Genomic DNA, 21,832 nt, shown 5'->3' with positions numbered 1-21,832 from the left:
ACGCCGTGGTCGCCCGCATGTGTACGCGCCGCGCCGCATCGGGATAAGGGGAGAACGCCCGGTCGCACCTTTTTCTCCCGTGTGCTATAGTGGGGTCGGACGGGTCGTCGCCCACCCTTCGAAATTCGTCGAAATACGGTACGGTACGCCGATCTAGGAGGAGGCTGTGGGATCCGTGTCCGCCGAGGTACCTCACCCCGATACGCTCACCCCGGCCTGGGGCCTTTCGTGGATTGCCTCCGCCGCGGAGGTTGTGCACAGGTACCTTCCGCATACACCGCTCGTCCGCTTTTGGGAAAGCGGTTCCCTTCCGCAAGGAGTTTCTCCCGCGGGGGACGTACTACCGAGGTCGCCCCTTTCGGATTCGGAGCCTTCGTCTCGGGGGTGGGGAGGAGCGGAAATCTGGCTCAAGCTCGAAACCCTTCAGCCGATCGGCGCGTTTAAGATTCGCGGCGCTTTGGCGGCGGTCGCCGACGCGGCGCGTAGGGGCGTGCGCCACGTCGTCACCCCCTCTTCAGGCAACCACGGGCGTGCCGTGGCGTACGCGGCAAGGCTCTTCGGCCTCAAGGCCACGGTCGTCGTCCCGGAAACGATCCCCGCGGTAAAGCGGGAGGCGATCGCGGCGTTGGGGGCGGAGATCGTGCAGGTCGGAGGCCGCTCTTCGGAGCGCCTCGAAGAAGCGGAACACATCGCCGCGGAGAGGGGGGCGGAAATCGTCTACCCGTACGACGATCCCCGGGTCGTCGCCGGGCAGGGGACGCTCGCCCTCGAACTCTACCCCTTTTTGCGGGAAGGCGACGTCCTCCTCGTACCCGTGGGCGGAGGCGGGCTCATTGCCGGAATCGCCACGGCGGTCAAGGCGCGCTTTTCCCGCGTGCGCGTCGTCGGCGTAGAGCCCGAAGGAGCGGACGACACGCGCCGCTCCCTCGAGGCGGGGACCCGCGTACGCCGCGAAACGGTCGAGACGATGGCCGACGGCCTACGGGCGGAAATGCCGGGGGCGTTCACCTTCCCCATCGTCCAGCGCTACGTCGATGCTTTGGTCACGGTGAGCGAAGAGGAAATCGCCGAAGCTCTTCGTCGCCTCTTTTGGGAAGCGCGCATCGTCGCCGAACCTTCTGGAGCCGTGTCCCTTGCGGGCGCGTTCGCCGTTCGAGAAGGGCGGGGCGGAAAGGCCGCCGCGCCGGGGGACGGCGGCCGTCTTGTCGCCGTGATTTCCGGCGGCAACGTAGATCCGGAACTCTTTTGTTCGCTCATTCGGCGTCAGCCTTGAGCCTCTCCGTCGCCGCAGAAGTGCGCTTCGCGGACGAGGAAGGTTCCGACCATGTCCTCAGGACGTACGAGGCGGTCGAACTCTTCCGGAGTGAGGACGCCGAGGCGTGCGGCCGCCTCACGCAAGGTGATCCCCTCGCGCTGGGCGAGGCGGGCGACTTCCGCCGCCCGTTCGTAGCCGATGCGCGGCGAGAGGGCGGTGACGAGCATGAGCGAACGGGAGAGGTGCTCCCGCATCGCTCGCTCGTCGGCCTCGAGTCCCCGAAGGGCAAACTCCGTGAAGCTGCGGACGGCGTCGCCCAAGAGTTTGATCGACGTGAGGACGTTGTACGCCACGAGGGGGCGAAACGTCGTAAACTCCAGCTGCCCCAAGGCGGCGGCGAAGCCGACGGCGGCGTCGTAGCCCATGACCTGCACGGCGACCATCTGGAGCATTTCGGCTTGGGTAGGGTTCACCTTGCCCGGCATGATCGAACTCCCAGCTTCGTTGGCCGGTAGGCGGATTTCCCCCAAACCGCCCCGCGGACCGCTGGCGAGGAGGCGGACGTCCCCTGCGATCTTGAAGAGGTCGGCGGCGAGGACGCGCAGGACGGCGTGAAAGCGGGCGAGCGCGTTTTGCCCGGATAGGGCGGCGAAGGGGTTTTCCGCACGCCGAAGGGGGAAGCCCGTGAGGCGGGCGAGTTCTTCGACGACCTCTTCGGCGAACCCTTCAGGTGCGTTGAGCCCTGTGCCCACGGCCGTACCTCCGAGGGCCAGTTCCTCCAACTCCGCCGCCGCCTCCCGGATCCGGCGCAGGTCGGCCTCCACGAGCGCCGCCCATCCGGAGATCTCCTGTCCGAAGGTGAGGGGAACGGCGTCCATGAGGTGCGTGCGTCCGAGCTTCACCGTCAAACGGTAGGCGCACGCCTTTTCCCACAGGACAGAGAGGAATTCTTCGAGGGCGGGGAAGAGCCGCTCTTCGGCGAGCGTGCGCGCGGCGATGTGCATGGCGGATGGGAAGACGTCGTTAGAACTCTGGCCGCGGTTTACGTCGTCATACGGGTGCACGCGTTCGTCGACGCCTCGGGCGGCGAGGATCTCTTCCGCGCGGCGGGCGATGACTTCGTTCACGTTGATGTGCGTGTGTGTCCCCGAACCCGTCTGCCACACGGGCAGGGGAAATTGGTCGTCGTGACGCCCGGCGAGGATCTCGTCTGCGGCGGCGGCGATGGCTTCCCCCTTTGCGGGGGAAAACACGCCGCGGCGCGCCCAGACGCGGGCGGCGGCTTTTTTGATCAGAGCGATGGCGTAGACGACCTCCAGTGGCATGCGCATTTCTCCGCGGGCGCCGCCGAGGGGAAATAGCTGCCGCGTGCGCTCGGTGTGCGGACCCCAAAGCACGGCGGCTTCGGCGCCTTGTTTTGAACTTTGGGGATCGGACGCGTTCGGCCGGGTCATGTTCTCTCCTCCCGAGGATGGAATGCGAGGATGGAATGAAAGAGGCTAAAGGGTTCGGCTCCGCGCCTCGGACTCCGCCGCGGGCGCCGATGCGACGGGGCGGTTCTTTCTTAAGGTACAATACGCGTAGGAAAAAGAGAAAGGGTCGGCCTTTTTGCGCCCGCTACTGGGGCATCAAGACGTACGAAGGCGGGGACGGTCATGTCTACGCGCATCAAGCTCGCCCTCCTCTTCGGGGGACGTTCTGCCGAACACGAGGTTTCCCTCGCATCTGCCCGAAGCGTATACCGCGTCCTCGACCGCGAGCGGTATGAACTCATTCCCGTGTACATCGACCGCGGGGGTTCTTGGCATCCACCCGAACGCTCGTTCCCTTTGCTCGAAGGAGAACCACCTTTTCCAGCAGAATTGCACCGGCGGCCGAAGGTCGGGTGTGCGGCGCTTGAGGAGGCCGACGTAGCCTTCCCGCTCCTTCACGGGCCGCACGGAGAAGACGGTACGGTACAGGGGTACCTCACGCTTTTGGGGATCCCCTACATTGGTTCCGGGGTCGCCGCATCTGCGACGGGAATGGACAAGGTACTCATGAAACGCCTCTTTGCCGCCTTCGGCCTTCCGCAGGTTCCCTACCGCGACTTCACGCGGAGCGGCTGGGTGAAGGACCCCGACGGGATCGCCCGGAGCCTTCTCGAAGGGCTCGGACTTCCTCTGTTTGTGAAACCAGCAAACCTCGGGTCGAGCGTGGGAATTCGCAAGGTGAAACGCCCCGAAGACCTCCCCACAGCCGTGGAAGAAGCCCTGCGCTACGACCGCAAGGTCGTCGTCGAGGCCTACGTTCCCGCCCGGGAGATCGAAGTCGCCGTGCTCGGCAACGAAGACCCCGAGGCCAGCGTACCCGGAGAGGTCGTCCCCCACAACGAGTTTTACGACTACGATGCCAAGTACACGCCGGGAAAGACGGACCTCCTCATCCCCGCTCCTTTAGATGAAACGCTTGGGGAACGCTTCCGCTTCCTTGCGCTAGAGGCGTTTCGCGCGTTGGATGCCCGAGGGTTTGCCCGCGTGGACTTTTTCCTCCACCGGGAGACGGGGGAGATTTTCGTCAACGAGGTCAACACGATTCCGGGGTTCACCGAACAGAGCATGTACCCCAAGCTTTGGCAAGCCACGGGGCTTTCCTACCCCTCGCTCATCGACCGCCTCGTCGCCCTCGCCCTCGAAGATTCCTCCGGCGAAGCGGAGGGGCGGGCGTGATGCGGGGTTCGCCCTACGCCGAAGGAAGCGACTGTTCCGGCTACGCCGTAACCTTCCCTCCCCTCGTTCGGGCGCGTTTTCTCGCGCGCCCGAACCGCTTTCTTTTGCTCGCTACGGGCGAGGGAGATGGGGGAGAGGCGAAGCCCTTTCCCGTGCACCTTCCCGATCCCGGTCGTCTTGAGACCGTGCTCTTTCCCGGTGGCGGAATATGGATTTCCCCCGTACCGTCCGACCCACGGGGGAAGAAACCGCGGAAGACGAATTTTCGCGCCGTCCTCGCGGAACTCCCGCACGGCGGCTACGCCACGGTCGACGCACGCGTGGCGGAACTCGTGGCTTCGTGGTGGCTTCGCTGCATGTGCGGTCGTGCCTTTCTCGAACGCCAAGTGGCTCGCGGTGCCCACCGATTCGACCTGTACGTTCCCGCCGCGTACGGTTTCCCGCCCCTTTGGGTGGAGGTAAAGAGCGTCACCTACGTGCTCGAGGGAATCGGGTACTTCCCCGATGCCGTCACGGAGCGCGGACGGCGCCACCTCCTCGCGTTAGCGGAACTCGTAGAGACCGGGCAGGAAGGAGCCCTCGCTCTCTTCGTCGTGGGGCGGGCAGACGCCCGCGCCGTCTCCCCCGCGGCACACATCGATCCGCGCTTTGCCGAAGCTTTTCGCGCCGCACGGCAGGCAGGCGTACGCATGCACGCCCTCCTCACCGAACCGACGCCGCGCGGCGTGCGCGTGTTGGGAGAAATTCCGGTGCAGGAGGAAGATCCCGTCGAACGGAGCCGCGGAAGAAAGGAGTAGAGGCGCTGTGGAGGAAGCAAAGCTCCCCCCATCCGACGCGCGGTCTGTCGGCCCCGACTGGCCCAAGACGTTGCTCGCATGGTACGCCGCCCACCGCCGCCCCTTGCCCTGGCGGACCCCGGAAGGTGCGCCGCCGTCGGAGGCAGACGTCTACCGGACCGTGGTGAGCGAGTTCCTCCTCATGCGCACGCGCGTGCGCGCCGCGGAAGGGTACTTTCGGCGCTTTCTCGAACGCTTTCCCGGATGGGACGAGCTCGCCCGCGCCTCCGAGGAAGAGGTCCTTCGCCTCTGGCAGGGGATTGGGTTCTACCGAAGGGCTGCCTACCTCCGCGGACTCGCCCGCGCCGTCGTCGAGCGCCACGGGGGGAGGTTTCCCCGCGATCCGCGCGCGTGGGACGAGCTTCCCGGAATCGGGCCCTACCTTTCGGGACTTTTGGCCTCCAAACTCCTCGGTCTTCCCGAGCCCGCCGTGGACGGAAACGCGCAGCGCGTGGTCGCGCGCCTCTTCGCTTGGGAGGGTCCTAAGGACGATCCCGGGTTTGTGCGCCGGGTGCGCGAGGTCCTCCGCGCCTACATTCCTTCCGAATCCACGGGAACCTTCAACGAGGCGCTCATGGAGCTCGGGGAGACGGTGTGCACGCCGCGGGCGCCCCGCTGTTTGGAATGCCCCCTGCAAGACGTGTGCGCCGCCCGGCGTTCCGGCGAGCCGGCGCGCTACCCTCGGCCCGCGACTCCGAAGCCCCGACCTCTGGAACAACGCGACGTGTTTTTCTGCCGAACTGAGGACGGGGTTCTGCTCGCGCGGCGCGATGCGGGCCTTCTCGCGCGTCTTTGGCATTTTCCCCACTTCGCCTCTCTGTCGGAACAAGTGGAGAACTGCTGCGCGGAGTTCGTCCTCGTCGGCACCGTGGAGCACGCCTTTACGCATCGGCGTTGGCTTCTAAGGCTCCGCGTGCCCCCCGTACCCGGCGCGTGCGGCGGAGCGGAGAAAGTCCTCGTTCGCTTCCTCGTGAAGGACGGCTGGGAGACGCGGTGGTTTCCCCCCGAGGAACTCGCCCGCGTGCCTATGCCCCGCGTCTTCCGCAAGGTGGAGGAGCGCCTCGCTCCCGAGTGGCGATCGTAGGGAGACAAACGGTACAACGACAAAAGGCCGGTGTCCGGACACCGGCCTTTTGGGATCGAGTCTGGAGAGCCGACTACAAGGTAAAGGGGAGCTTTCCGCTTCGGGCGATTTCGTAGCGACGGCCGACCTCTTCCCAATCCACGACGTTCCAAAAGTCCGCAATGTAGAGGTCGCGGCGGTTTTGGTGCTTCAGGTAGTAGGCGTGTTCCCACACGTCGAGCCCGAAGAAAGGGATCCGCCTTTCCATGACCGGGTTGTCTTGGTTGGGCGTAGAGACGATCACGATACGCCCGTCCTCGTACAACGCCCAAGTCCAACCGCTTCCGAAGCGCGCCATGGCCACCTTTTTAAACTCTTCTTGAAAGTTTTCGAAACTCCCGAACTGTGCCTCGATGTCCGCAAGGAGCCTTCCCGAAGGCCGTCCGCCGGGGTTTTTCCGGAGCATGGGCCACCAGAAAGCGTGGTTGTAGTGGCCGCCGCCGTTGTTGCGCACGGTGGTCCGGATATCTTCGGGGATTTGGTCCAGGGACTGAAGGATCGTGACGAGGTCTTTCTCCAGCCACTCCGGATACTTTTCGAGGGCGGCGTTCAAGTTCTTCACGTAGCCGCCGTGGTGGCCATTGTAGTGCACGTCCATCGTCTTGGCATCGATATACGGCTCGAGGGCGTCGTACGCATACGGCAACGGGGGAAGGGTAAACATTTCGACCGACCTCCTTTTCGGCGGACCCGTCGTCCACCGGTCTGCTTCCAGTATACACCTCTTCGAACGAGAAAAACAATCTTTACAACATGGGTGTGGTTTTAATTTGCGTTCTCGGGAAGGCACCGGCGCCTCTCCGGTCTTTTACATTGTGCGCCGGTGCCCGCGCTCTATGATGCGGAGCTTTCGGAAATTCTCTCCGGGCATCGGACGGATTTCTTCGTCGCGCGTGGAAGGGATCCTCCTTTCCGCCGAAGGACGCTCCGGCCGAACAAGGGGCGGCGGAACGAGGGATCCGGTCTACGAGCCCCTCTTCGTCGAAGCAGGAAGTGGCTGGGACATTTGTCCATACGTCGTGGAACGGCGACCTCCGTCGATGGAGGATAGGGCGAGAAAAACGGTACACGCTATGACGGGAGGTGAGCCAGGTGGGCAAGAAAACCCAGACGGGTACGGACGCCGACGCCGTGAAGAAGAAGAACCAGGAGTCCATGCAGAAGAGCCGTAAGCCGCAAGGCTCTGCCCTGCAGGAATTCGGTTCCGACACGGACGTAAACCAGGTGCGTCAGCAAAATCAGGCTGCGGAGAAGAACAAGAAAGCCTAATTCCGTACGACAGACGAAGGGCGCGCCCCGAGGGCGCGCCCTTTGCGTACATCCGCGTCGCGGGCCGAACTCGTGACGTCAGGCAATGCGGGCGAGTTCGGCAAAGACGTCTTCCGCCGCCCGAAGCGTGGCTTCCACGTCGTCCCACGTGTGGGGGACCATGGTAAACCACGCTTCGTACTTCGAAGGTGCGATGAGGATCCCGCGTTCCCGAAGCCCGTGGAAAAAGCGGGAGAAGAGGCGGTCGTCCGCCCGGCGGGCGTCCGCATACGTGCGCACCGGCCCGTCTACAAAATGCGTGGAAAACGCCCCGCCGAAGCGGTTTACGGTAAAGGGAAGGCGGTAGCGCCGCGCTGCGGCCGTAAGTCCTTCTGCGAGGCGAATCGCCTTCCGTTCGAGTTCTCCGTACGGGTTTTCCTTTGCGAGCACGTCGAGCAGGGCGAGCCCTGCCCGCATGGCCAGAGGATTGCCGGCGAAAGTTCCCGCCTGGAAGGTGGGGCCTAGGGGTGCGAGGAGTTCGAGGACGTCCCTTCGTCCACCGAAGGCGCCGATGGGCACGCCACCGCCGATGATCTTGCCGAGGACCGTGAGGTCGGGCGTGTACCCGAGCAAGCTCTGCACCGCACCGTAGGCAAAGCGAAAGGCGGTGATCACTTCGTCGTAGATCACGAGGGCACCCGCCCGGGCCGCCTCTTCGTGGATCGTCCGCAGAAACTCCGGCTCCGGCGGGACGATGCCGAAGTTCCCCACCACAGGTTCGACGAGGACGGCGGCCACACGTTCTCCCCTTTTGCGCATGGTCGTCCGGAGCGTCTCGGGGTCGTTGTACGGGAGGCTCCAAACGTCCCGTAAGGTTTCCGCCGGAACCCCCGCGACGTGGCTCAGCCCCACGGTAGCCGTACCCGACCCCGCATCGCCGAGCACGGGATCGGCGTGGCCGTGGTAGCATCCCGAAAACTTGACGATCGTCGTCCGCCCGGTAAACGCCCGAGCGACGCGGATAGCGCTCATCACCCCCTCCGTCCCACTCGTCGTAAAGCGCAGGCGTTCGAGAGAAGGGATGGCGCTTTGGAGGCGTTCGGCAAACTCCACCTCGTAGGTCGTCGTCGTCCCGAGGACCGTACCTTCGGCTGCTGCTCGGGAGATCGCCGAGACGATTGCCGGGTGGGCGTGTCCGAGGATGAGGGGCCCGTAGGCCGCCAGGTAGTCGATGTAGCGCTTGCCTTCGACGTCGTACACGTAGGCACCTTCCCCGCGCACAAAGACGGGGGGCGTTCCCCCAACGGCCGCATAGGCGCGTGCGGGAGAGTTTACGCCCCCCGGAAAGAGCCTTTCCGCGCGGGTAAACCATTCTTCGTTTGTCGCACACATCGTCAAATGCTCCTCCGTCGCACGTGCCGAGGTGTTTCGCGTTCCATGCGCTTTGGCGAACCGACGAGAGGGTCGGGGTTACGCTTCGTCTCGCCCTTGGGTAAAGATCCAAATGTATTCGAGAAGCTGCAAAGCGGCGATGGTCGCCGCGGCGACGTACGTGAGCGCCGCCGCCGTAAGCACCTTGCGCGCCGCCGGGATTTCCGCAGGCGAGACGAGGCCAAGGCGTTCGAGCTCCCTCAAGGCTCGGCGGCTGGCGTCGAATTCCACGGGCAAGGTCACGAAGTGGAAGAGGACGACGCCGGCGAAAAAGAGCACCCCGAGGAGGAAAAGCCCGGAAGCCTTAAACAGGATCCCGGCGAGGATGAGCCACGGTGCGAGCCCAGAGGTGATGTTGAGCACGGGTACGAGGTGGTGCCGGAGGACGAGGAGCGGGTAGTTCGTTCCGTGCTGGATGGCGTGTCCTACCTCGTGGGCTGCGACCGCTACCGCCGCAATGCTCGCCGAATCGTATACGCCTTCCGAAAGGCGAACCGTGCGTTCCGTAGGATCGTAGTGGTCGCTCAGACTTCCCGGTACAGGCTCCACGGCTACGTCGTACAGACCGTTCTGGCGGAGGATGGCTTCGGCCACGCTTCGGCCAGTGAGCCCGCGGGAAGCCGGGATTTGTCCGTAGTGCGCAAAACGGCTTTGGACGAGGAGTTGGGCACCCAAGGAGAGAAGGAATGCCAAGAGAAGTACGGGCGTCCACGGCGTGTAGAGGAACGGCACATTCCATCCCTCCTTTCTTCCTCCCTAGATTTTGCCGAGGCGAGGAAACCTTGTCAAGGACAGAGCGGGAAACGCCTTCATCCTTTTTCTCTTTTCAACGGTGCTTGGGTGCGGTAGGATAGTCGTACAACCCGTTTCCGTACGAGGAGGCGGCGGAGATGCCCAAGCTCGAGGCCGGGATGGAAGCTCCCACCTTTCGCCTACGGGATCAAGAAGGTCGGGAGCGGACGTTGGAAGAGTTCCGCGGCCGTTACCTCGTCCTCTACATCTACCCCAAGGACTTCACTTCCGGCTGCACGCGCGAAGCGGAGGCGTTCCGCGACCGATACGCGGACTTCCGCGCCTGCGGCGCCGAAGTCCTCGGCCTTTCCCCGGATAGCGTCGAGAGCCACGCGAAGTTTGCCGCCAAGCTCGGCCTTCCCTTTTCCTTGTTGTCCGATCCCGAGCGCACCGTGATTGACGCGTACGGCGCCCTTCAGGAAAAGGTATCTTACGGGAAGCGCCGCCTCGGTGTCGTGCGAAGCACCTTCCTCATTGATCCCGCGGGCCGCATCGTGCGTGCTTGGACGAACGTGCGCGTCGATGGCCACGTCGAACGCGTACTAGAGGCCCTCGACGCCCACGTATCCTCCTCGGGGGAAGCAAAATGAGCGAGAGGGGCAAGGTCAAAGGGCGCGTAAAGCTTCGCACGTCTTCTCGACCCCTGCGCGCCTACCGCGTCCCCGTCCGTGAGATCGTACAGGGGCTTCTCGACCTCTACCCCGGCGCGCGTTGCGAGCTCGTCTACCGCAATCCTTACGAACTCCTCGTAGCCACGGTGCTTTCCGCCCAGACGACGGACGCCAAGGTGAACGCCGTAACCCCCGAACTCTTCCGTCGCTATCCCGACGCCCGCGCGCTGTCCGAAGCTTCCCCGGAAGACCTCTACCCCATTCTCCGTACGCTCGGCCTCTACCGGATTAAGGCCGAACGACTTGTTGCCTTGGCCCGGGAACTCGTAGAACGCCACGGAGGGGAGGTCCCCGCGGACGTCGAAGCCCTCACGGCCCTTCCCGGAGTGGGGCGCAAGACGGCCAACGTGGTGGTGGCAAATGCCTTCGCGATCCCGGCCTTTGCCGTGGACACCCACATCCGCCGCGTTGCCCGCCGTTTGGGGCTCACGACTTCTTCGAAGCCCGAAACCGTCGAACGGGAGATCACGCGAATCGTCCCCAAGCGCTTTTGGATCACCCTCCACCACGCGTTGATCTGGCACGGGCGCAGGATGTGCCACGCGAGATCCCCAAAGTGCCACATTTGTCCTCTCCGTTCGGTGTGCCGTGCCTGGCGAAGCGGTGAGGTCCGACCGGCCCGAGGTACGGCCGATCCTGGGACTCCGTAGTTCGTAGGCAAAGGTTTCGCCTTCTATCCCCTTGACACGCGGCCGGAGGCGGCGTATCCTAAAAGAAGCGAGAAGTGTTTTTTCTTTAACCTTGTAGTGATAGAGGTTTTCATTCTCAACCGAACGGATGAACGTTCATTTTGGCCGGGGTGGCAAGGGGGCGAACGGAATGCGGAATACGAAGGACGAGGCCGCAGAGGTTCTCCAAGCGGAAGCGTCGTCGGAGAACGGCCGTGCTTGGGAGGCAGGGACCGCACACGGAAACGACGCGAGGTCCGGGACAAGCGAAGGGAAGGGCCCAAGGGATCACGTTCTCGCCGTAGAGCGTGCCGTGGAGCGTCTGCGCGCCCTCGGCGTGCGGATGACGCCGCAACGGTATGCCATCTTGAACTACCTCTATACGCACCACGAACACCCGACGGCCGAAGAAATCTATCAGGCCCTGGCTTCCGAGTACCCGAGCATGAGCGTGGCGACCGTATACAACAACCTCAAGGTCTTCAAGGAGGCCGGGCTCATTCAAGAACTCACCTTCGGGGACCAGGCGAGCCGCTACGACGCCAATCCGGAAGACCACTACCACGTCGTGTGCGTCGTCTGCGGCAAGGTCGAAGACCTCCCCTACACACCCTACTTCGAGGTGGAGGACGAGGCCGCCCGTCGATTGGGCTATCAGGTCCTCGACCACAAACTCGTGATCTACGGGATCTGTCCGGACTGCCAGCGCAAAGGTCTCGTGCCTTCCCGGCGCAAGCGCGGCGAGGAAGATCTCTAGATACGTCCGAAGCGCGGGCGTTAGCGCCTCCCGGAAAACAGCAGATGTTTTTGTCGCGGCGGAGTTTACGGGCGGCAATGCGCCGCCCGTTTCTTCATCTTCACGCCTGCAGAGACCTATGCGCAGAGCGGTCCGAGAGAGGTGCACGACCTTGCGAGGTCTCACGGGGAAGTTTGGGCGGGCTTTCGCGACTGGGCGTACAGGGTGAGCATGTGGCGGGCGATGCGCAGCGCCGCATCCGGCCTTCCGAGGGAACGTGCCCGTTCGGCGAGCTCCCGCCGGCGTTCGGGTTCCCGAAGGAGGAATTCGACCGTCCGCACGAGGATGTCCGGCCGCGGGGCGTACAGAGCGGCCTCTTTTTCCAAGAGGTAGTCTGTGTTCCGCGACTCTTGTCCGGGAATCGGCCGGTGCAGAACCATCGGGAGCCCCACGGCAAGCGCCTCGGAGACGGTGAGGCCCCCCGCCTTGCTGATCAACAGGTCCCCTGCGAGGTAGATATCGAAGATCTCCTGCGGATCTTCGAGAAACCCGTAGGGGAACAGCTTGTGGCGTAACGATCCGCGCAAGGTCCGGAGGGTCTCCCAGAGGAAGGTGTTGCGCCCGGTGAGCACGAGGAGGGAGAAGGGAAGCGTGAGCTTATCGAGGGCGTGGATGAGCGAAGGGAAGTCGAACAGCCCTTCGCCGCCGCCGAAGAGGAGGATGAGGGGTTCCTCTCCGATCCCGAGGGCCCGCCGCTTCTCTTCCCGCCGGCGACGCCTTTCCTCTTCTCCTGCCGCAAAGACGGGATGGATGGGGATCCCCGTGGGAACGAAGCGCTCTTCGGGAAGGCGGTAACGGGCGGCAATCCGGCGGCCGATTTCCTCGTTGGCGACGAAGAAGGCGTCTACGTACTTGTCCGTCCAGAAGCTGTTTCCTCCAAAGTCGGTGATCGCCACGCCGAAGACGTAGGGCGCACCGCGCTTGCGCATGCGGGCAAAGGCGTGTACCGGAAGGGCGTGCGTGGCGAGAACGATGTGCGGCTTGTAGCGGGCGACGAGGCGTCGGACGTTGCGCCGCATGGGGTTGGAGACGATCGGTTTCATGAGGGGACCGGTCCAAAGCTCCGTCTCGTAGGCCGCCCCCCAGAGGGCGGGGTTCTTCGTCAAGGTGTGCCCGTATACCGCATTGAACACCCACTCGACGTGGGCGGGAAGCGTCGTGGCGATGACGGGGGAGAGGCCGGGAACGAGGCGGCGGAACGCCTCGGCGAGGGCGCGCGCGGCGCTCCGGTGTCCTTCCCCTAAGGTCCTTTCCGTGACGAGGAGGACGCGCGGTTCGGAGGAGTGCGCCTCCGTGGAAGATAGCGTTTCCGCTTCGCGAGCTTGAGGGTCCAGCATGGCCGATCCCGTCCTTACCCGGTGGTGGTCTCCACGTGTAAGCTTAACAAACCGACGCTTCCGTTTCCTCGTTAAGAGGTTTCGGAAAACGGGAAACCCCTCTTGCAGAGGCACCTCGTCCGTGGTATGATTAAACGTGCCGTTCGTAAACCGCATTCCGCAGTAGCTCAACGGTAGAGCATCCGGCTGTTAACCGGAGGGTTGCAGGTTCGAATCCTGCCTGCGGAGCCAAACGGATAGGTGCCCGAGTGGTCGAAGGGGCACGATTGGAAATCGTGTGTACGGTCAAAAGCCGTACCGTGGGTTCGAATCCCACCCTATCCACCATCCTATGCCCCGAGTGAAGGCAGTTCGGGGTTCGATTCCCCGAGGGGCCGTTTGAAAATCTGTGGTGTACGTGGACGATTAGCTCAGGTGGGAGAGCGCTTGCTTCACACGCAAGAGGTCGGAGGTTCGAATCCTCCATCGTCCACCAGATCGCGGGGTGGAGCAGCTCGGTAGCTCGTCGGGCTCATAACCCGAAGGTCGCAGGTTCAAATCCTGCCCCCGCTACCAAAGAACTATGTATCGCGGTGCTGTGGTGTAGGGGTTAACACACCGGTCTGTCACACCGGAGATCGCGGGTTCAAGTCCCGTCAGCACCGCCATTTCACGGCTCGGTAGCTCAGTCGGCAGAGCAGAGGACTGAAAATCCTCGTGTCGGCGGTTCGATTCCGTCCCGAGCCACCATCGCACGCCGATCGGACGGTTCTGCGGACGAGGGCGCCGGTGTAGCTCAATCGGTAGAGCAGCCGCCTTGTAAGCGGCAGGCTGGAGGTTCGAGTCCTCTCGCCGGCACCAGCTTGCCGGGGTGGCGGAACAGGTAGACGCACGGGACTTAAAATCCTGGGGTAGGAGCCTACCGTGCCGGTTCAAGTCCGGTCCCCGGCACCACTCGGAATATGCAGAAGCGACGTGTCGACCCTGCGCCCGTAGCTCAATTGGATAGAGCATCTGACTACGGATCAGAAGGTTGGGGGTTCGAGTCCCTCCGGGCGCGCCACGTTTGCCGGTGTGGCGGAATTGGCAGACGCGCGCGACTCAAAATCGCGTGGGGTGACCCCCCGTGCAGGTTCGACCCCTGTCACCGGCACCAAGTCAGTATTCACGCGGCTTTGCGCCGTTGGAAGGAAATGGTTTTCGCGGAAGCAGGTAGTTAGCTCCCCGCGATTCAAAGAAACCGGTGCGGTTGCTTTTCGGAGAATCGAGTGAGGTAGTTCTAGCTTAGCGTGGGGAGTATCCAGAGTCAAGACTGCTTCCGCTTCTCATTTCTCAAACATACGTTCGAAAAAGAATCCCTCTTTTCTTGCCCGAAGTCATGACACGAAAACAAGTCTGTGTAAGGATTATTTTTTTGTTTATTGTAATTTTCCAAAAATACAATAATCTCCAAAAGGCGAAGAGAAAAGTCGTGTAAGCGCTTCCTTCTTATGTTATACTTAAGGTAAAGCTTTGGGCATAAAAACGACCGCCCCGTTATCGGGGCGGTCTCGGCAAACCTAAAGCGTTGTGGATTGAAATTTCTTTTCCTCGTTCGCCAGCGCAGAAACGGGAACGAGACGCCACTTTGTCATCTTAGCGTGCCCAGTCCCGACGCGTTCGAGGCGGAAACCGCCGAATACACGGTCTCTCCACGCGCGGAGCTTATATCCGAGGGCTGCCGTTTCCACCTCTCCGAAGCGATTGGTAATCTTCAGTTGGGAAGCTAGGTCGCGAATCAAGTCGTCGCTGTCATCATTGCGTATGGAATTGAGACGTGCCGCAACGTCTCGCGCGGAAAACGGCTCAGTTCCAAACTCCTCGTACAAAATCTCGAAGAAGGCTTCCAGAACTGCTGCGTTCTCGTCCTCGTCGTACGTCCTTTGAACCGTCTCCACAGGGTCGGCGGCTCCGAGCCATACCAGCGGGTCCCGAACCATGCGCGCCCACATCTCAAACGACGGGAAGCTTAAGGCTCGTACGTTCGGCCTGCCGGCGTGATGGTATGCGAGAACGATGGTGAGCAAGGCGGACAAAAGTTCCCCACGGTGCGCGCGGATGTCGTGCAGGAATGAGTTCTCTCTCCCCTCGAGTTTTTCTTCCAGCAAGCTGCCTTGTCGCCCCTCAAGACGAATTACGACCGTCCTACGCCTCATGTCTCCAAACGGCGCAATGTTGTTTCCCGTAGCGACAAAAGTTGCAGAATTCGGCACAGTTCGCGTCTCCGAACGTCCAAGAGGACGGAGGCTTATCGTCTCGGAAGTAATCGCCGCTTCGAGGGTTGCAGAGCGAATGTCGCGGTGGAGGTTGTCCAAGATAATCAGCGCACGACCTTCGAGGAGAGCTGCTTCAACACGCTTGCGGAATTCTTCTTCGTTCTCAGGCTCCGGGAGTATGTCGGGGATTCGTCCATGGGCGACAATCCCTCCGACTTGAGCTAGGGTCGTCTTCCCACTTCCCGCCTCTGGGGCGGTGATGAGAAACAGCGGGGCGAGGGGAAAAGCGGGACGAAGGACAGCGGTCAAGAGATAGGCGACGGCGGCGGATTCATCGGCAGGGGAAGCGAACGAGTAGCCAAGTATGTCGAGAATCTTCATGTACGCTTTCGAGGCGTCCTCTTTCGTCGGAGGATTTGGGATGTCGATGCTCGGCAAGTCTACGAAAAGCAGCCCCGAAACGGGGTCGTATCCGTTGCTCCTCACCACACGACCGTCGGGGAAGATGACCGGCGACCTCACGATTCCGCGAAGCTCGGGCAACTCTTCCCGCATCGTGAGCTCCGCAACCAGCGCCTTCACCAATCTCTCCGGAGGGTCGATGGAAGTTTTTTTCTTAGAACCTTTCCGAAAAATCGCCGCATCGGCTAGGAGGATAGAAAGTCTCGTCGCATCGAGTGTGAAAAGACGATTGCCGTCTACGGCCACAGGGACATCACCGTAGCGGAAGAGTTTCCCCTCGTAGCGCCAGCGGAGGGCATCGATTGCCAACTTACGCACCGATGGTTCGAGTACGTTGCGGTCTACGTCAATCTCCACGCGATGGGAGGAATGATACCACTTCACGGCTTCCTCGGCAGTACGCTCCAGGTAGTCCTCGCGCTCGAGTTTTTCGCGCTTCTCCCACCGTGGAGAAAAACGCGTAAGGAGTTCGGCTATCATCTTGGCGTCACCGCCGGTTGCCACGGCGAAAGCGTTCGCAAGGGACTGTTCGATGGCAGACTGGTCGTCGTGAAACTCCGCAAAGGCTTTGGTGTCGCCTTGGATGAGCCGCTTCGCCCGTTCTCCAAGTTCACCGGCAAGCGGAAGTACAGCGCGGAGAAGCGGTAAAACCTCGTTGTTCGGCTTGCCCTCCTCTAGGGCACGGCGCAACGCATGCACTTTGTCCGGTAGGCCGGGAGGAAGGTCGGCATCTTTATGGGGAAGCGATGCAAACGATTCCTGCTTGTCGAGGTGCCGATTGCCGAAATACCTGCTTCCCAGCCAATCCAACGCCTCCGTCGCGTCGACAAGCTTGGGCGCGCCGAATTCTACGATGAGATGGCCCGTCATGGTAAAGAAGCGTTTGTCATCGTAAACCTCAATTTTCCCACCGTCGTCGAGCCCCGTTTTGTGCCCAAATCCCCACACGCCGCGGACGATGATGTGGGCGCCCTTTCCAGACGGGCTCCAAGTCACGTACGCCCCACGAAAACGCTCCAAAATTTCCCGCGCCCAGGGCTTGGCGGATTCCGTAACAAACGGCTCTGTGAACGCGTCGTCGAGGTCTATTCCCACGAGCCCGTCTTCCGCCGTGAAGACAAAACCGACACCTGCGTGGGGAATGCCGACGAGTGTTTCGAGCTCGTCCAAAGTCTTCCAGTTTCCTTCCTCGAGCACGGAAATCGCCTTCCCGTCTGGCCCAATGGGGACTTTCGTCTTCTTCCCGTCCCTGTCTGCCAGACGCCACAAAATCCATCGCCTCATCCTGCGCAACTCACTAGGGAATACATTTTTCATGTGAATACCCCCCTTATGTGAGTCTTTGGTTCCTTGCGACTCTATTATACCATATCTTTCTCTTAAGTCAACTCTAAATCGAAAACTTCTTGGGCTGGTATGAACTCGAGGCGCTATGCTCCGTGATTTCGCCGATAGATATTCGGCAAGCGGAGGAGATTAGAGGATATGCGGAGGGGATGAGTATGGTATTGGAGGGGATGTCTTTTTAATCTCCTCCACGAAAATCGCAGTACCCACGCGGAGGGGAGAGAGATTTGGAGGAGATGGAGGAGATGATTGTCCTTTCTTAGAAAAGAAAAAAATAGAGAGTCGGTATATATCCCTCTCGCGTGGCGAATCACATGAAATAAAAGTTGGAGCCCGGTATTTATCTCCTCCGTCTCCTCCGAAATGACATTAACTTGCATAAACACAGGGATTGCGATGGAGGAGATGTTTCTGCTATTCTTTTCATCCCCTCCCGAAATCTCCTCCCAAGTTTTTTCATCCCCTCCGCGTGGTGACCGCTTAGCGATAGGACATTTGACGCAACTTCAAAGCGCACTTTCAACAGAAACACTTTCGGACCAGTGAAAGCACCTTTCTTTCACATCTTTCCCCCATACCGCTAATATCACTTTCAATAAGCGACACTAGCTTATTTTTAACAGTATCACGTACTTGTTCTCTAATAACATTTAAAAGACCGCGAGCTCGCGGATCGTTATATGTAACCGCTTCATTCAAATCCTTCCCCATTCCAAGCGCGTTTGTCAGGGAAATTATTGCCGTATACCCTTTCCGTACTGCTCTGCATTTATTAGCTCCAGAAGTCTTAATATCTGTCGGCAAAATGACCTGCACTGAACCGGGAGCGTCGGGTGTGACAAAACCGAGGTTGGCAGAGAAAGAAGCGAGCGAAGGATTGAAATCTTCAGAAAAAGCCACATCAATCGGAATTGTATACGTAGCTACTAGAACAGAAATAGGAGACTTTGTGATATACGGATGGCCGTCGTTCGTATCATACGTGGCGAGCACGTTTGCGGATACCGCCTGCCCCGGAAGCACAGGGTCGCTGTCGCCCAAAACGTCTGTAAAAGATTTTCCGGCAACGTTAAAAGAAACCTGCTTATTGCGGATTACTGGAAAGTAGCTCGTAGTTTTTGTTTTTTGGTCAAGATAAACATACAAGCCATCGTACTCTACAGCGAGGGTGGCGTAGATGGTGCTTCGGGAATAGACTTGACCGACACCATCTTTTGACGGCCCGACGCTATCGCCTAGCGCAAACCCACCTGTTGTAAACCTCATCGTCATTTTCCTTGCTCTTACGTTTGCTAGCTTCCCGTCGGGGAGTGTTGTAGTGAAATAGTATTCTCCTTGCGTTACAAATTCCCGGCCGATGAGGCCGGCATTGGGCTGGTCTGTAGAAACATTCCAAATATCATATGGGAGGCCAGAAATTTGTTTACTTCCGTATTTAACAATAGTTTGCCCCGCCGTTCCCTTAATCCAATTCGCCACTTTTTGGGCAAAAAGTTGAACGTAACCGGGAGGATTTTGGGCGCCTTCGAAGCTTACGCTAAACTTTCCTGGGTCGTCTTTATCCACAAACAACCTCTGTCCGTCATAAAGCGGAACCAATTTTAAGTTCACATTCTCATACTTCACCGTATAGAGCAGAACTGGATTTGAAGCCGAAGGTGGTGTGTAGCCAGAATACGGAGGAGTGTTGTACGAAGGTATACTTCCACTTAAATCCACAATCTGCGTATCCGCAAAAGTTTTTTTGAACTAAACCTTCTGGAAGCATTCCGAATACAAGAATTCCCACCATCCATATGGAAAACGCGCGGAGAAGAAATCTTCGAAAGCGCAAAGCGCGTTCACCCTCCTTTCTGGAAACAATAAAAATTCTGCATGTATATTATACACCGTGTTTTAAAAATTCACGTTCGAAAACAAAAAAGCCCCCGCCTGAAGGCGGGGGAAAATACATACTAAAATCCACCAGTCGGTACTGCTCCTGCGCCCCACTTCTTCCTGTCGTCGAAGGTCTTGTAGAATTTGACCATTTCAGATGTAAACAGTTGGTTACGGAGTTCCGGATGGTACTTATCGAGTTCGTGCGGGATGTAGTACTCAGGAAGAAGCGAAGGCACAGGGACAGGGTCTTTACCTTCAAAGAGCATCTTAACATCTTCGTTGCTGTGAACAAAAACGTCTACACCGAACTCAAAGTCTCCGCCACGTACCGTCACGACAATGTTTTCCGGATACTTAGCCTTGTAGTCGTAGTAATACGTGAGCTTGTGCGGGTCGGTTTCGAGGTAGTCGATGACATTTCCTCGTTCAGACTTGTAGAAGTACGTTGGAAACTCCATGAGCCGAATGTCTACAGGGATTCGGTACTCGACGAGCTTGCGGAGGAGTTCTTCGTGCGCCTTGTCGGCGTACTCGAACGTAATCGTATCACCAGGTACTACATACGACGCAGCCCACGTGCCGCTCTTTACTACGCTTCCGACCGGGTTTTCGATGTCCACGCGGTAGAGAGCGCGCGTACCGACGGGGCGGAACGTGAAGGACGTAAGCTTTCCGTCTGGGCCGAAGGTGTAGTCTACGAGGATGAAGTTGGGGCGGTAGTTTTGAGAACCGTCAGAGAACCGCTCAGGGTAGAAATCAAGCAAGTTCCGTGGGTCGTGCTTTACCGCCTCGTCGGCAAACAGGAACTTCTTCTCGGACAAGTCCGAAGGAAGCGGGTAGTGGTACTTGTACTTGTAGTCCTTAAAGGTTTGATTGAATTCCTCCGTAGAAACTACAGGCTTTACGAAGTACCTTTCAAGAGGAGAGTCGCTGTTGCTGTAAGCAGCCCAAAACTTTTCTTCCACCGCTAGGAGTTCTGCCGTGGACTCAGGAACCTCGTTCGGGTAAGCGTAGTAGCCGAGGAACGTGAGCTTGTAGCGGGACATCCGCTCCTTCCACGCGTCGATCATGGACTTCGGGTAGCCGTTGGCGTAAGGCTTTTCGTAGTATTGCTTGAGGTCAGAACGAATCATAGGCATTGCCGTAACGTCACCCTGCGCTGCACGTTCAAAAGCAGTTAAGAACTTCGTTTCGTAGTCTTTAAACTCCTGTTCTGCGAAATCAAAAATGTCTCGCTTGATGATTTGTAGCGGGTGAGGGGGAGGAGGAGGGGCATCGAGCTTAGGATTTTCAGGCTCAATTTCCTTATTCGCGACGGCCCAGTTTTCTTCACCGATGAGGTCACGCCAGTACTCAAGCGTCATAGGTGTAGCAGAATCCTTGTAGGGTACGGCTTGAGGGCCCTTTTCCTTCAGGTGCTCAGGGACGCGCCAGCCTTCAGGTACAGGAAGCTTCACCGCGAGGCAGCAGTTTTCTGCTACATGCTTTTCGTAATCTTTCACTTCTGCGATGAGCGCTTCCTGGGAAGGCGGTGTGGCCCCTGCACTCTCGGAAGAGGCCTTCATGTGGTGCACAAGCGCAAAAATGCCTGCAAAAACTGCGGTGAGGATGAGAAGGGAGAGGATGAGGAGTTTGGGGTTGGATTTTAAAAACGAGAGAGCGCTTTTCTTTGAATTCCGGTTGTCCTGCGGAGTTTCGCCTTGCATATGGCGGCACCTCCAGAGATGCGGAATGGTTATTAGCTGAGCGAAACTTCTTGTGTGCCCCCGTATGTCTCCTCCTTTTTTCGGCAGGGAAGAAGCCGCTTACATGACCAGCCTCCCTTGGAATAATTTTACAAAGGCATTATAGCATACCGCTTCCGTGGATACAACTGCCTTTTGTGGTGTTCCACACGCATGGTTTTTACAGCTTCCGCCGTCGCGGCCGTGGAGGTTCCAGAACGGCACTGAGTGGGGTCGCCACGGCATGTATGTCCTTCAGGTCTTCTTGGGTCAGGGCGACATAGCGCTTCGTCATGCTCATGTCAGAGTGACCCATGATTCTTTGTAGCGCGAAGGCATGCCCGCCGTGGCGAAGGAAAAGCAAGGCAAATGCATGCCGGAGGTCATAAGGTCGGATTTTGACTCCTAGGCGCTTGCTGTACATTTCCAGCCGGTCATTCCAGGCGTGCCGGGTAAGCGGGCGTCCGTCGAATGTGCAAAAAACCGGCGCCTTCCCATTCCAATGCGGATGGTGTGCTTTGAGAAGTTTTCGAACCGCCTGTGCCGTCTGTGGAGAAATGGGTAGAAAACGAGAAGTTTTTGTTTTGGATGCTTCAGCGCGAATGCGCACACTGAGAGTTCGAAAGTCAAAATCGTCAGCGCGCAGTTGAAAAGCTTCATTCGGACGAATGCCTGTGTCAAGAGTAAGAAGCAAAAGCGCATAGTCCCTAAGTCCGGAAAATGTTTTCTGGTCGGGTAGCTGAAGGAGAGCTCTTAGTGTTTCTTCCGAAAGCTGGACGATGCGAGAATCCGCCTTTCTTCGTTTGAATTTCCGAAGCGGATTGTCTTCCACGTAGCCTTGTTCGCGGCACCATTCCAGGAAGGCTCGGAGATACACAAGGCGGAGGTTGTATGTCGCAGGTTTCACGGGCTCCGACAACCATTCAAAAGCCGAGTGCCTCAAGACGGTCATGTCGTCCCACGCCTGGGGGTATAGTTTGAAAAATTGCTTCACATGCCGTTCGTATCCACGTAAGGTCTCCTCACGGATTCCCCCCGCACGCTTGTGTAAGAGAAATTCGGCAAGCGCTTCAGACCACGATGGGCGGTTCACCGTATACCCCTCCTATCTTGCGGACGCCCCACAAAAAATCGAGTGGGGTGACCGCACGTTGTTTAGCCCCACTCGATTCCCGAATGAAAATGCTAAGGTTGGGGGTTCGAGTCCCTCCGGGCGCGCCACGTTTGCCGGTGTGGCGGAATTGGCAGACGCGCGCGACTCAAAATCGCGTGGGGTGACCCCCCGTGCAGGTTCGACCCCTGTCACCGGCACCAAGTCT

The 21,832-nt window shown here is 59.6% G+C and carries 17 protein-coding genes and 11 tRNA genes; 19 read left to right on the top strand and 9 right to left on the bottom strand.

Annotation, left to right across the window (positions count from 1 at the left end; genetic code table 11):
- The first annotated feature begins 175 nt into the window (after positions 1–175).
- Positions 176–1,273 (top strand): threonine ammonia-lyase, encoded by a 1,098-nt coding sequence (locus tag C7438_RS04100; RefSeq protein WP_170143561.1) that lies wholly within the window; start codon positions 176–178, stop codon positions 1,271–1,273.
- Here C7438_RS04100 and C7438_RS04095 read toward each other — a convergent pair.
- The gene (locus C7438_RS04095) at positions 1,264–2,709 is read right to left on the bottom strand and encodes a class II fumarate hydratase (protein WP_121444107.1); all 1,446 of its coding nucleotides are present in this window, start codon (positions 2,707–2,709) and stop codon (positions 1,264–1,266) included. The two genes, C7438_RS04100 and C7438_RS04095, sit on opposite strands and share 10 nt — an antisense overlap.
- 201 nt (positions 2,710–2,910) lie before the next feature.
- On the opposite strand from C7438_RS04095, the gene C7438_RS04090 reads away from it, so the two are divergent.
- The 3 genes from C7438_RS04090 to C7438_RS04080 are packed head-to-tail and all read left to right on the top strand — an operon-like array spanning position 2,911 to position 5,883.
- On the top strand, positions 2,911–3,963 hold the full coding sequence (locus C7438_RS04090; RefSeq protein ID WP_121444106.1) for a D-alanine--D-alanine ligase family protein: 1,053 nt from the start codon (positions 2,911–2,913) through the stop codon (positions 3,961–3,963).
- Complete coding sequence (locus C7438_RS04085) at positions 3,963–4,760, top strand: DNA/RNA nuclease SfsA (protein ID WP_245956501.1); 798 nt, start codon at positions 3,963–3,965, stop codon at positions 4,758–4,760. Before C7438_RS04090 ends, C7438_RS04085 begins: the two co-directional genes overlap by 1 nt.
- 7 nt (positions 4,761–4,767) lie before the next feature.
- Positions 4,768–5,883 carry an A/G-specific adenine glycosylase gene (locus C7438_RS04080; RefSeq protein ID WP_121444104.1) on the top strand — a complete coding sequence of 372 codons (1,116 nt, stop codon included), beginning with the start codon at positions 4,768–4,770 and terminating at the stop codon, positions 5,881–5,883.
- 73 nt (positions 5,884–5,956) lie between these two features.
- Here C7438_RS04080 and C7438_RS04075 read toward each other — a convergent pair whose 3' ends face one another.
- Positions 5,957–6,586 carry a superoxide dismutase gene (locus C7438_RS04075; RefSeq protein WP_121444103.1) on the bottom strand — a complete coding sequence of 210 codons (630 nt, stop codon included), beginning with the start codon at positions 6,584–6,586 and terminating at the stop codon, positions 5,957–5,959.
- Between the two features lie 428 nt (positions 6,587–7,014).
- Between C7438_RS04075 and C7438_RS04070 the strand changes: the two genes are divergently transcribed.
- Positions 7,015–7,191: a gamma-type small acid-soluble spore protein gene (locus tag C7438_RS04070; RefSeq protein ID WP_170143560.1), complete on the top strand. Its 177-nt coding sequence runs from the start codon at positions 7,015–7,017 to the stop codon at positions 7,189–7,191.
- Positions 7,192–7,269: 78 nt separating this feature from the next.
- On the opposite strand, the gene C7438_RS04065 is transcribed toward C7438_RS04070, so the two are convergent.
- On the bottom strand, positions 7,270–8,562 hold the full coding sequence (locus tag C7438_RS04065) for an aspartate aminotransferase family protein (RefSeq protein WP_121444101.1): 1,293 nt from the start codon (positions 8,560–8,562) through the stop codon (positions 7,270–7,272).
- A 78-nt stretch (positions 8,563–8,640) separates the two neighbouring features.
- The gene (locus C7438_RS04060; protein ID WP_121444100.1) at positions 8,641–9,333 is read right to left on the bottom strand and encodes a zinc metallopeptidase; all 693 of its coding nucleotides are present in this window, start codon (positions 9,331–9,333) and stop codon (positions 8,641–8,643) included.
- A 158-nt stretch (positions 9,334–9,491) separates the two neighbouring features.
- Here C7438_RS04060 and C7438_RS04055 point away from each other — a divergent pair, with 158 nt between their 5' ends.
- The 3 genes from C7438_RS04055 (at position 9,492) to C7438_RS04045 (ending at position 11,489) form a co-directional block, all read left to right on the top strand.
- Positions 9,492–9,983 (top strand): peroxiredoxin, encoded by a 492-nt coding sequence (locus C7438_RS04055; RefSeq protein ID WP_121444099.1) that lies wholly within the window; start codon positions 9,492–9,494, stop codon positions 9,981–9,983.
- Positions 9,980–10,714: an endonuclease III gene (nth, locus tag C7438_RS04050; protein WP_121444098.1), complete on the top strand. Its 735-nt coding sequence runs from the start codon at positions 9,980–9,982 to the stop codon at positions 10,712–10,714. Before C7438_RS04055 ends, nth begins: the two co-directional genes overlap by 4 nt.
- A 169-nt stretch (positions 10,715–10,883) precedes the next feature.
- The gene (locus tag C7438_RS04045; protein WP_147401989.1) at positions 10,884–11,489 is read left to right on the top strand and encodes a Fur family transcriptional regulator; all 606 of its coding nucleotides are present in this window, start codon (positions 10,884–10,886) and stop codon (positions 11,487–11,489) included.
- Positions 11,490–11,650: 161 nt separating this feature from the next.
- On the opposite strand, the gene C7438_RS04040 is transcribed toward C7438_RS04045, so the two are convergent.
- Positions 11,651–12,865: an MGDG synthase family glycosyltransferase gene (locus C7438_RS04040; protein WP_170143559.1), complete on the bottom strand. Its 1,215-nt coding sequence runs from the start codon at positions 12,863–12,865 to the stop codon at positions 11,651–11,653.
- A gap of 156 nt (positions 12,866–13,021) precedes the next feature.
- On the opposite strand from C7438_RS04040, the gene C7438_RS04035 reads away from it, so the two are divergent.
- The 10 genes from C7438_RS04035 to C7438_RS03990 all read left to right on the top strand — a co-directional run bounded on the left by C7438_RS04035 (position 13,022) and on the right by C7438_RS03990 (position 14,000).
- A tRNA-Asn gene (locus C7438_RS04035) sits at positions 13,022–13,096 on the top strand.
- A gap of 3 nt (positions 13,097–13,099) precedes the next feature.
- A tRNA-Ser gene (locus C7438_RS04030) sits at positions 13,100–13,192 on the top strand.
- 72 nt (positions 13,193–13,264) lie between these two features.
- Positions 13,265–13,340, top strand: a tRNA-Val gene (locus C7438_RS04025).
- A gap of 3 nt (positions 13,341–13,343) precedes the next feature.
- Positions 13,344–13,420, top strand: a tRNA-Met gene (locus C7438_RS04020).
- Between the two features lie 16 nt (positions 13,421–13,436).
- Positions 13,437–13,512 (top strand) — tRNA-Asp (locus C7438_RS04015).
- Between the two features lie 6 nt (positions 13,513–13,518).
- Positions 13,519–13,594 (top strand) — tRNA-Phe (locus tag C7438_RS04010).
- A 35-nt stretch (positions 13,595–13,629) separates the two neighbouring features.
- Positions 13,630–13,705, top strand: a tRNA-Thr gene (locus C7438_RS04005).
- 4 nt (positions 13,706–13,709) lie between these two features.
- Positions 13,710–13,798, top strand: a tRNA-Leu gene (locus C7438_RS04000).
- Positions 13,799–13,830: 32 nt separating this feature from the next.
- Positions 13,831–13,907 (top strand) — tRNA-Arg (locus C7438_RS03995).
- 5 nt (positions 13,908–13,912) lie between these two features.
- Positions 13,913–14,000 (top strand) — tRNA-Leu (locus C7438_RS03990).
- 403 nt (positions 14,001–14,403) lie between these two features.
- On the opposite strand, the gene C7438_RS03985 is transcribed toward C7438_RS03990, so the two are convergent.
- The 4 genes from C7438_RS03985 to C7438_RS03975 all read right to left on the bottom strand — a co-directional run bounded on the left by C7438_RS03985 (position 14,404) and on the right by C7438_RS03975 (position 21,606).
- Entirely contained in the window at positions 14,404–16,758 is a 2,355-nt protein-coding gene (locus C7438_RS03985; protein ID WP_121444096.1) for a DUF5906 domain-containing protein, read from the bottom strand.
- 669 nt (positions 16,759–17,427) lie between these two features.
- Entirely contained in the window at positions 17,428–18,627 is a 1,200-nt protein-coding gene (locus tag C7438_RS09030; RefSeq protein ID WP_147401987.1) for a hypothetical protein, read from the bottom strand.
- 236 nt (positions 18,628–18,863) lie between these two features.
- Entirely contained in the window at positions 18,864–20,495 is a 1,632-nt protein-coding gene (locus C7438_RS03980; RefSeq protein WP_121444095.1) for a hypothetical protein, read from the bottom strand.
- A gap of 199 nt (positions 20,496–20,694) precedes the next feature.
- Positions 20,695–21,606: a tyrosine-type recombinase/integrase gene (locus C7438_RS03975; RefSeq protein WP_121444094.1), complete on the bottom strand. Its 912-nt coding sequence runs from the start codon at positions 21,604–21,606 to the stop codon at positions 20,695–20,697.
- A gap of 133 nt (positions 21,607–21,739) precedes the next feature.
- On the opposite strand from C7438_RS03975, the gene C7438_RS03970 reads away from it, so the two are divergent.
- A tRNA-Leu gene (locus tag C7438_RS03970) sits at positions 21,740–21,827 on the top strand.
- The last annotated feature ends 5 nt before the right edge of the window (positions 21,828–21,832 follow it).

Source organism: Brockia lithotrophica (assembly GCF_003633725.1).
Lineage (GTDB): Bacteria > Bacillota > Bacilli > Thermicanales > DSM-22653 > Brockia > Brockia lithotrophica.
This window is presented reverse-complemented; position numbering and strand designations above follow the sequence as displayed.

What these genes read in the sequence shown, in the direction of transcription:
- C7438_RS03980 (WP_121444095.1), bottom strand. Translation starts at nt 20,495, where the DNA reads ATGCAAGGCGAAACTCCGCAGGACAACCGGAATTCAAAGAAAAGCGCT.
- C7438_RS04040 (WP_170143559.1), bottom strand. Translation starts at nt 12,865, where the DNA reads ATGCTGGACCCTCAAGCTCGCGAAGCGGAAACGCTATCTTCCACGGAG.
- C7438_RS04045 (WP_147401989.1), top strand. Translation starts at nt 10,884, where the DNA reads ATGCGGAATACGAAGGACGAGGCCGCAGAGGTTCTCCAAGCGGAAGCG.
- C7438_RS04095 (WP_121444107.1), bottom strand. Translation starts at nt 2,709, where the DNA reads ATGACCCGGCCGAACGCGTCCGATCCCCAAAGTTCAAAACAAGGCGCC.
- C7438_RS04085 (WP_245956501.1), top strand. Translation starts at nt 3,963, where the DNA reads ATGCGGGGTTCGCCCTACGCCGAAGGAAGCGACTGTTCCGGCTACGCC.
- C7438_RS04075 (WP_121444103.1), bottom strand. Translation starts at nt 6,586, where the DNA reads ATGTTTACCCTTCCCCCGTTGCCGTATGCGTACGACGCCCTCGAGCCG.
- C7438_RS04090 (WP_121444106.1), top strand. Translation starts at nt 2,911, where the DNA reads ATGTCTACGCGCATCAAGCTCGCCCTCCTCTTCGGGGGACGTTCTGCC.
- nth (WP_121444098.1), top strand. Translation starts at nt 9,980, where the DNA reads ATGAGCGAGAGGGGCAAGGTCAAAGGGCGCGTAAAGCTTCGCACGTCT.
- C7438_RS04055 (WP_121444099.1), top strand. Translation starts at nt 9,492, where the DNA reads ATGCCCAAGCTCGAGGCCGGGATGGAAGCTCCCACCTTTCGCCTACGG.
- C7438_RS04065 (WP_121444101.1), bottom strand. Translation starts at nt 8,562, where the DNA reads ATGTGTGCGACAAACGAAGAATGGTTTACCCGCGCGGAAAGGCTCTTT.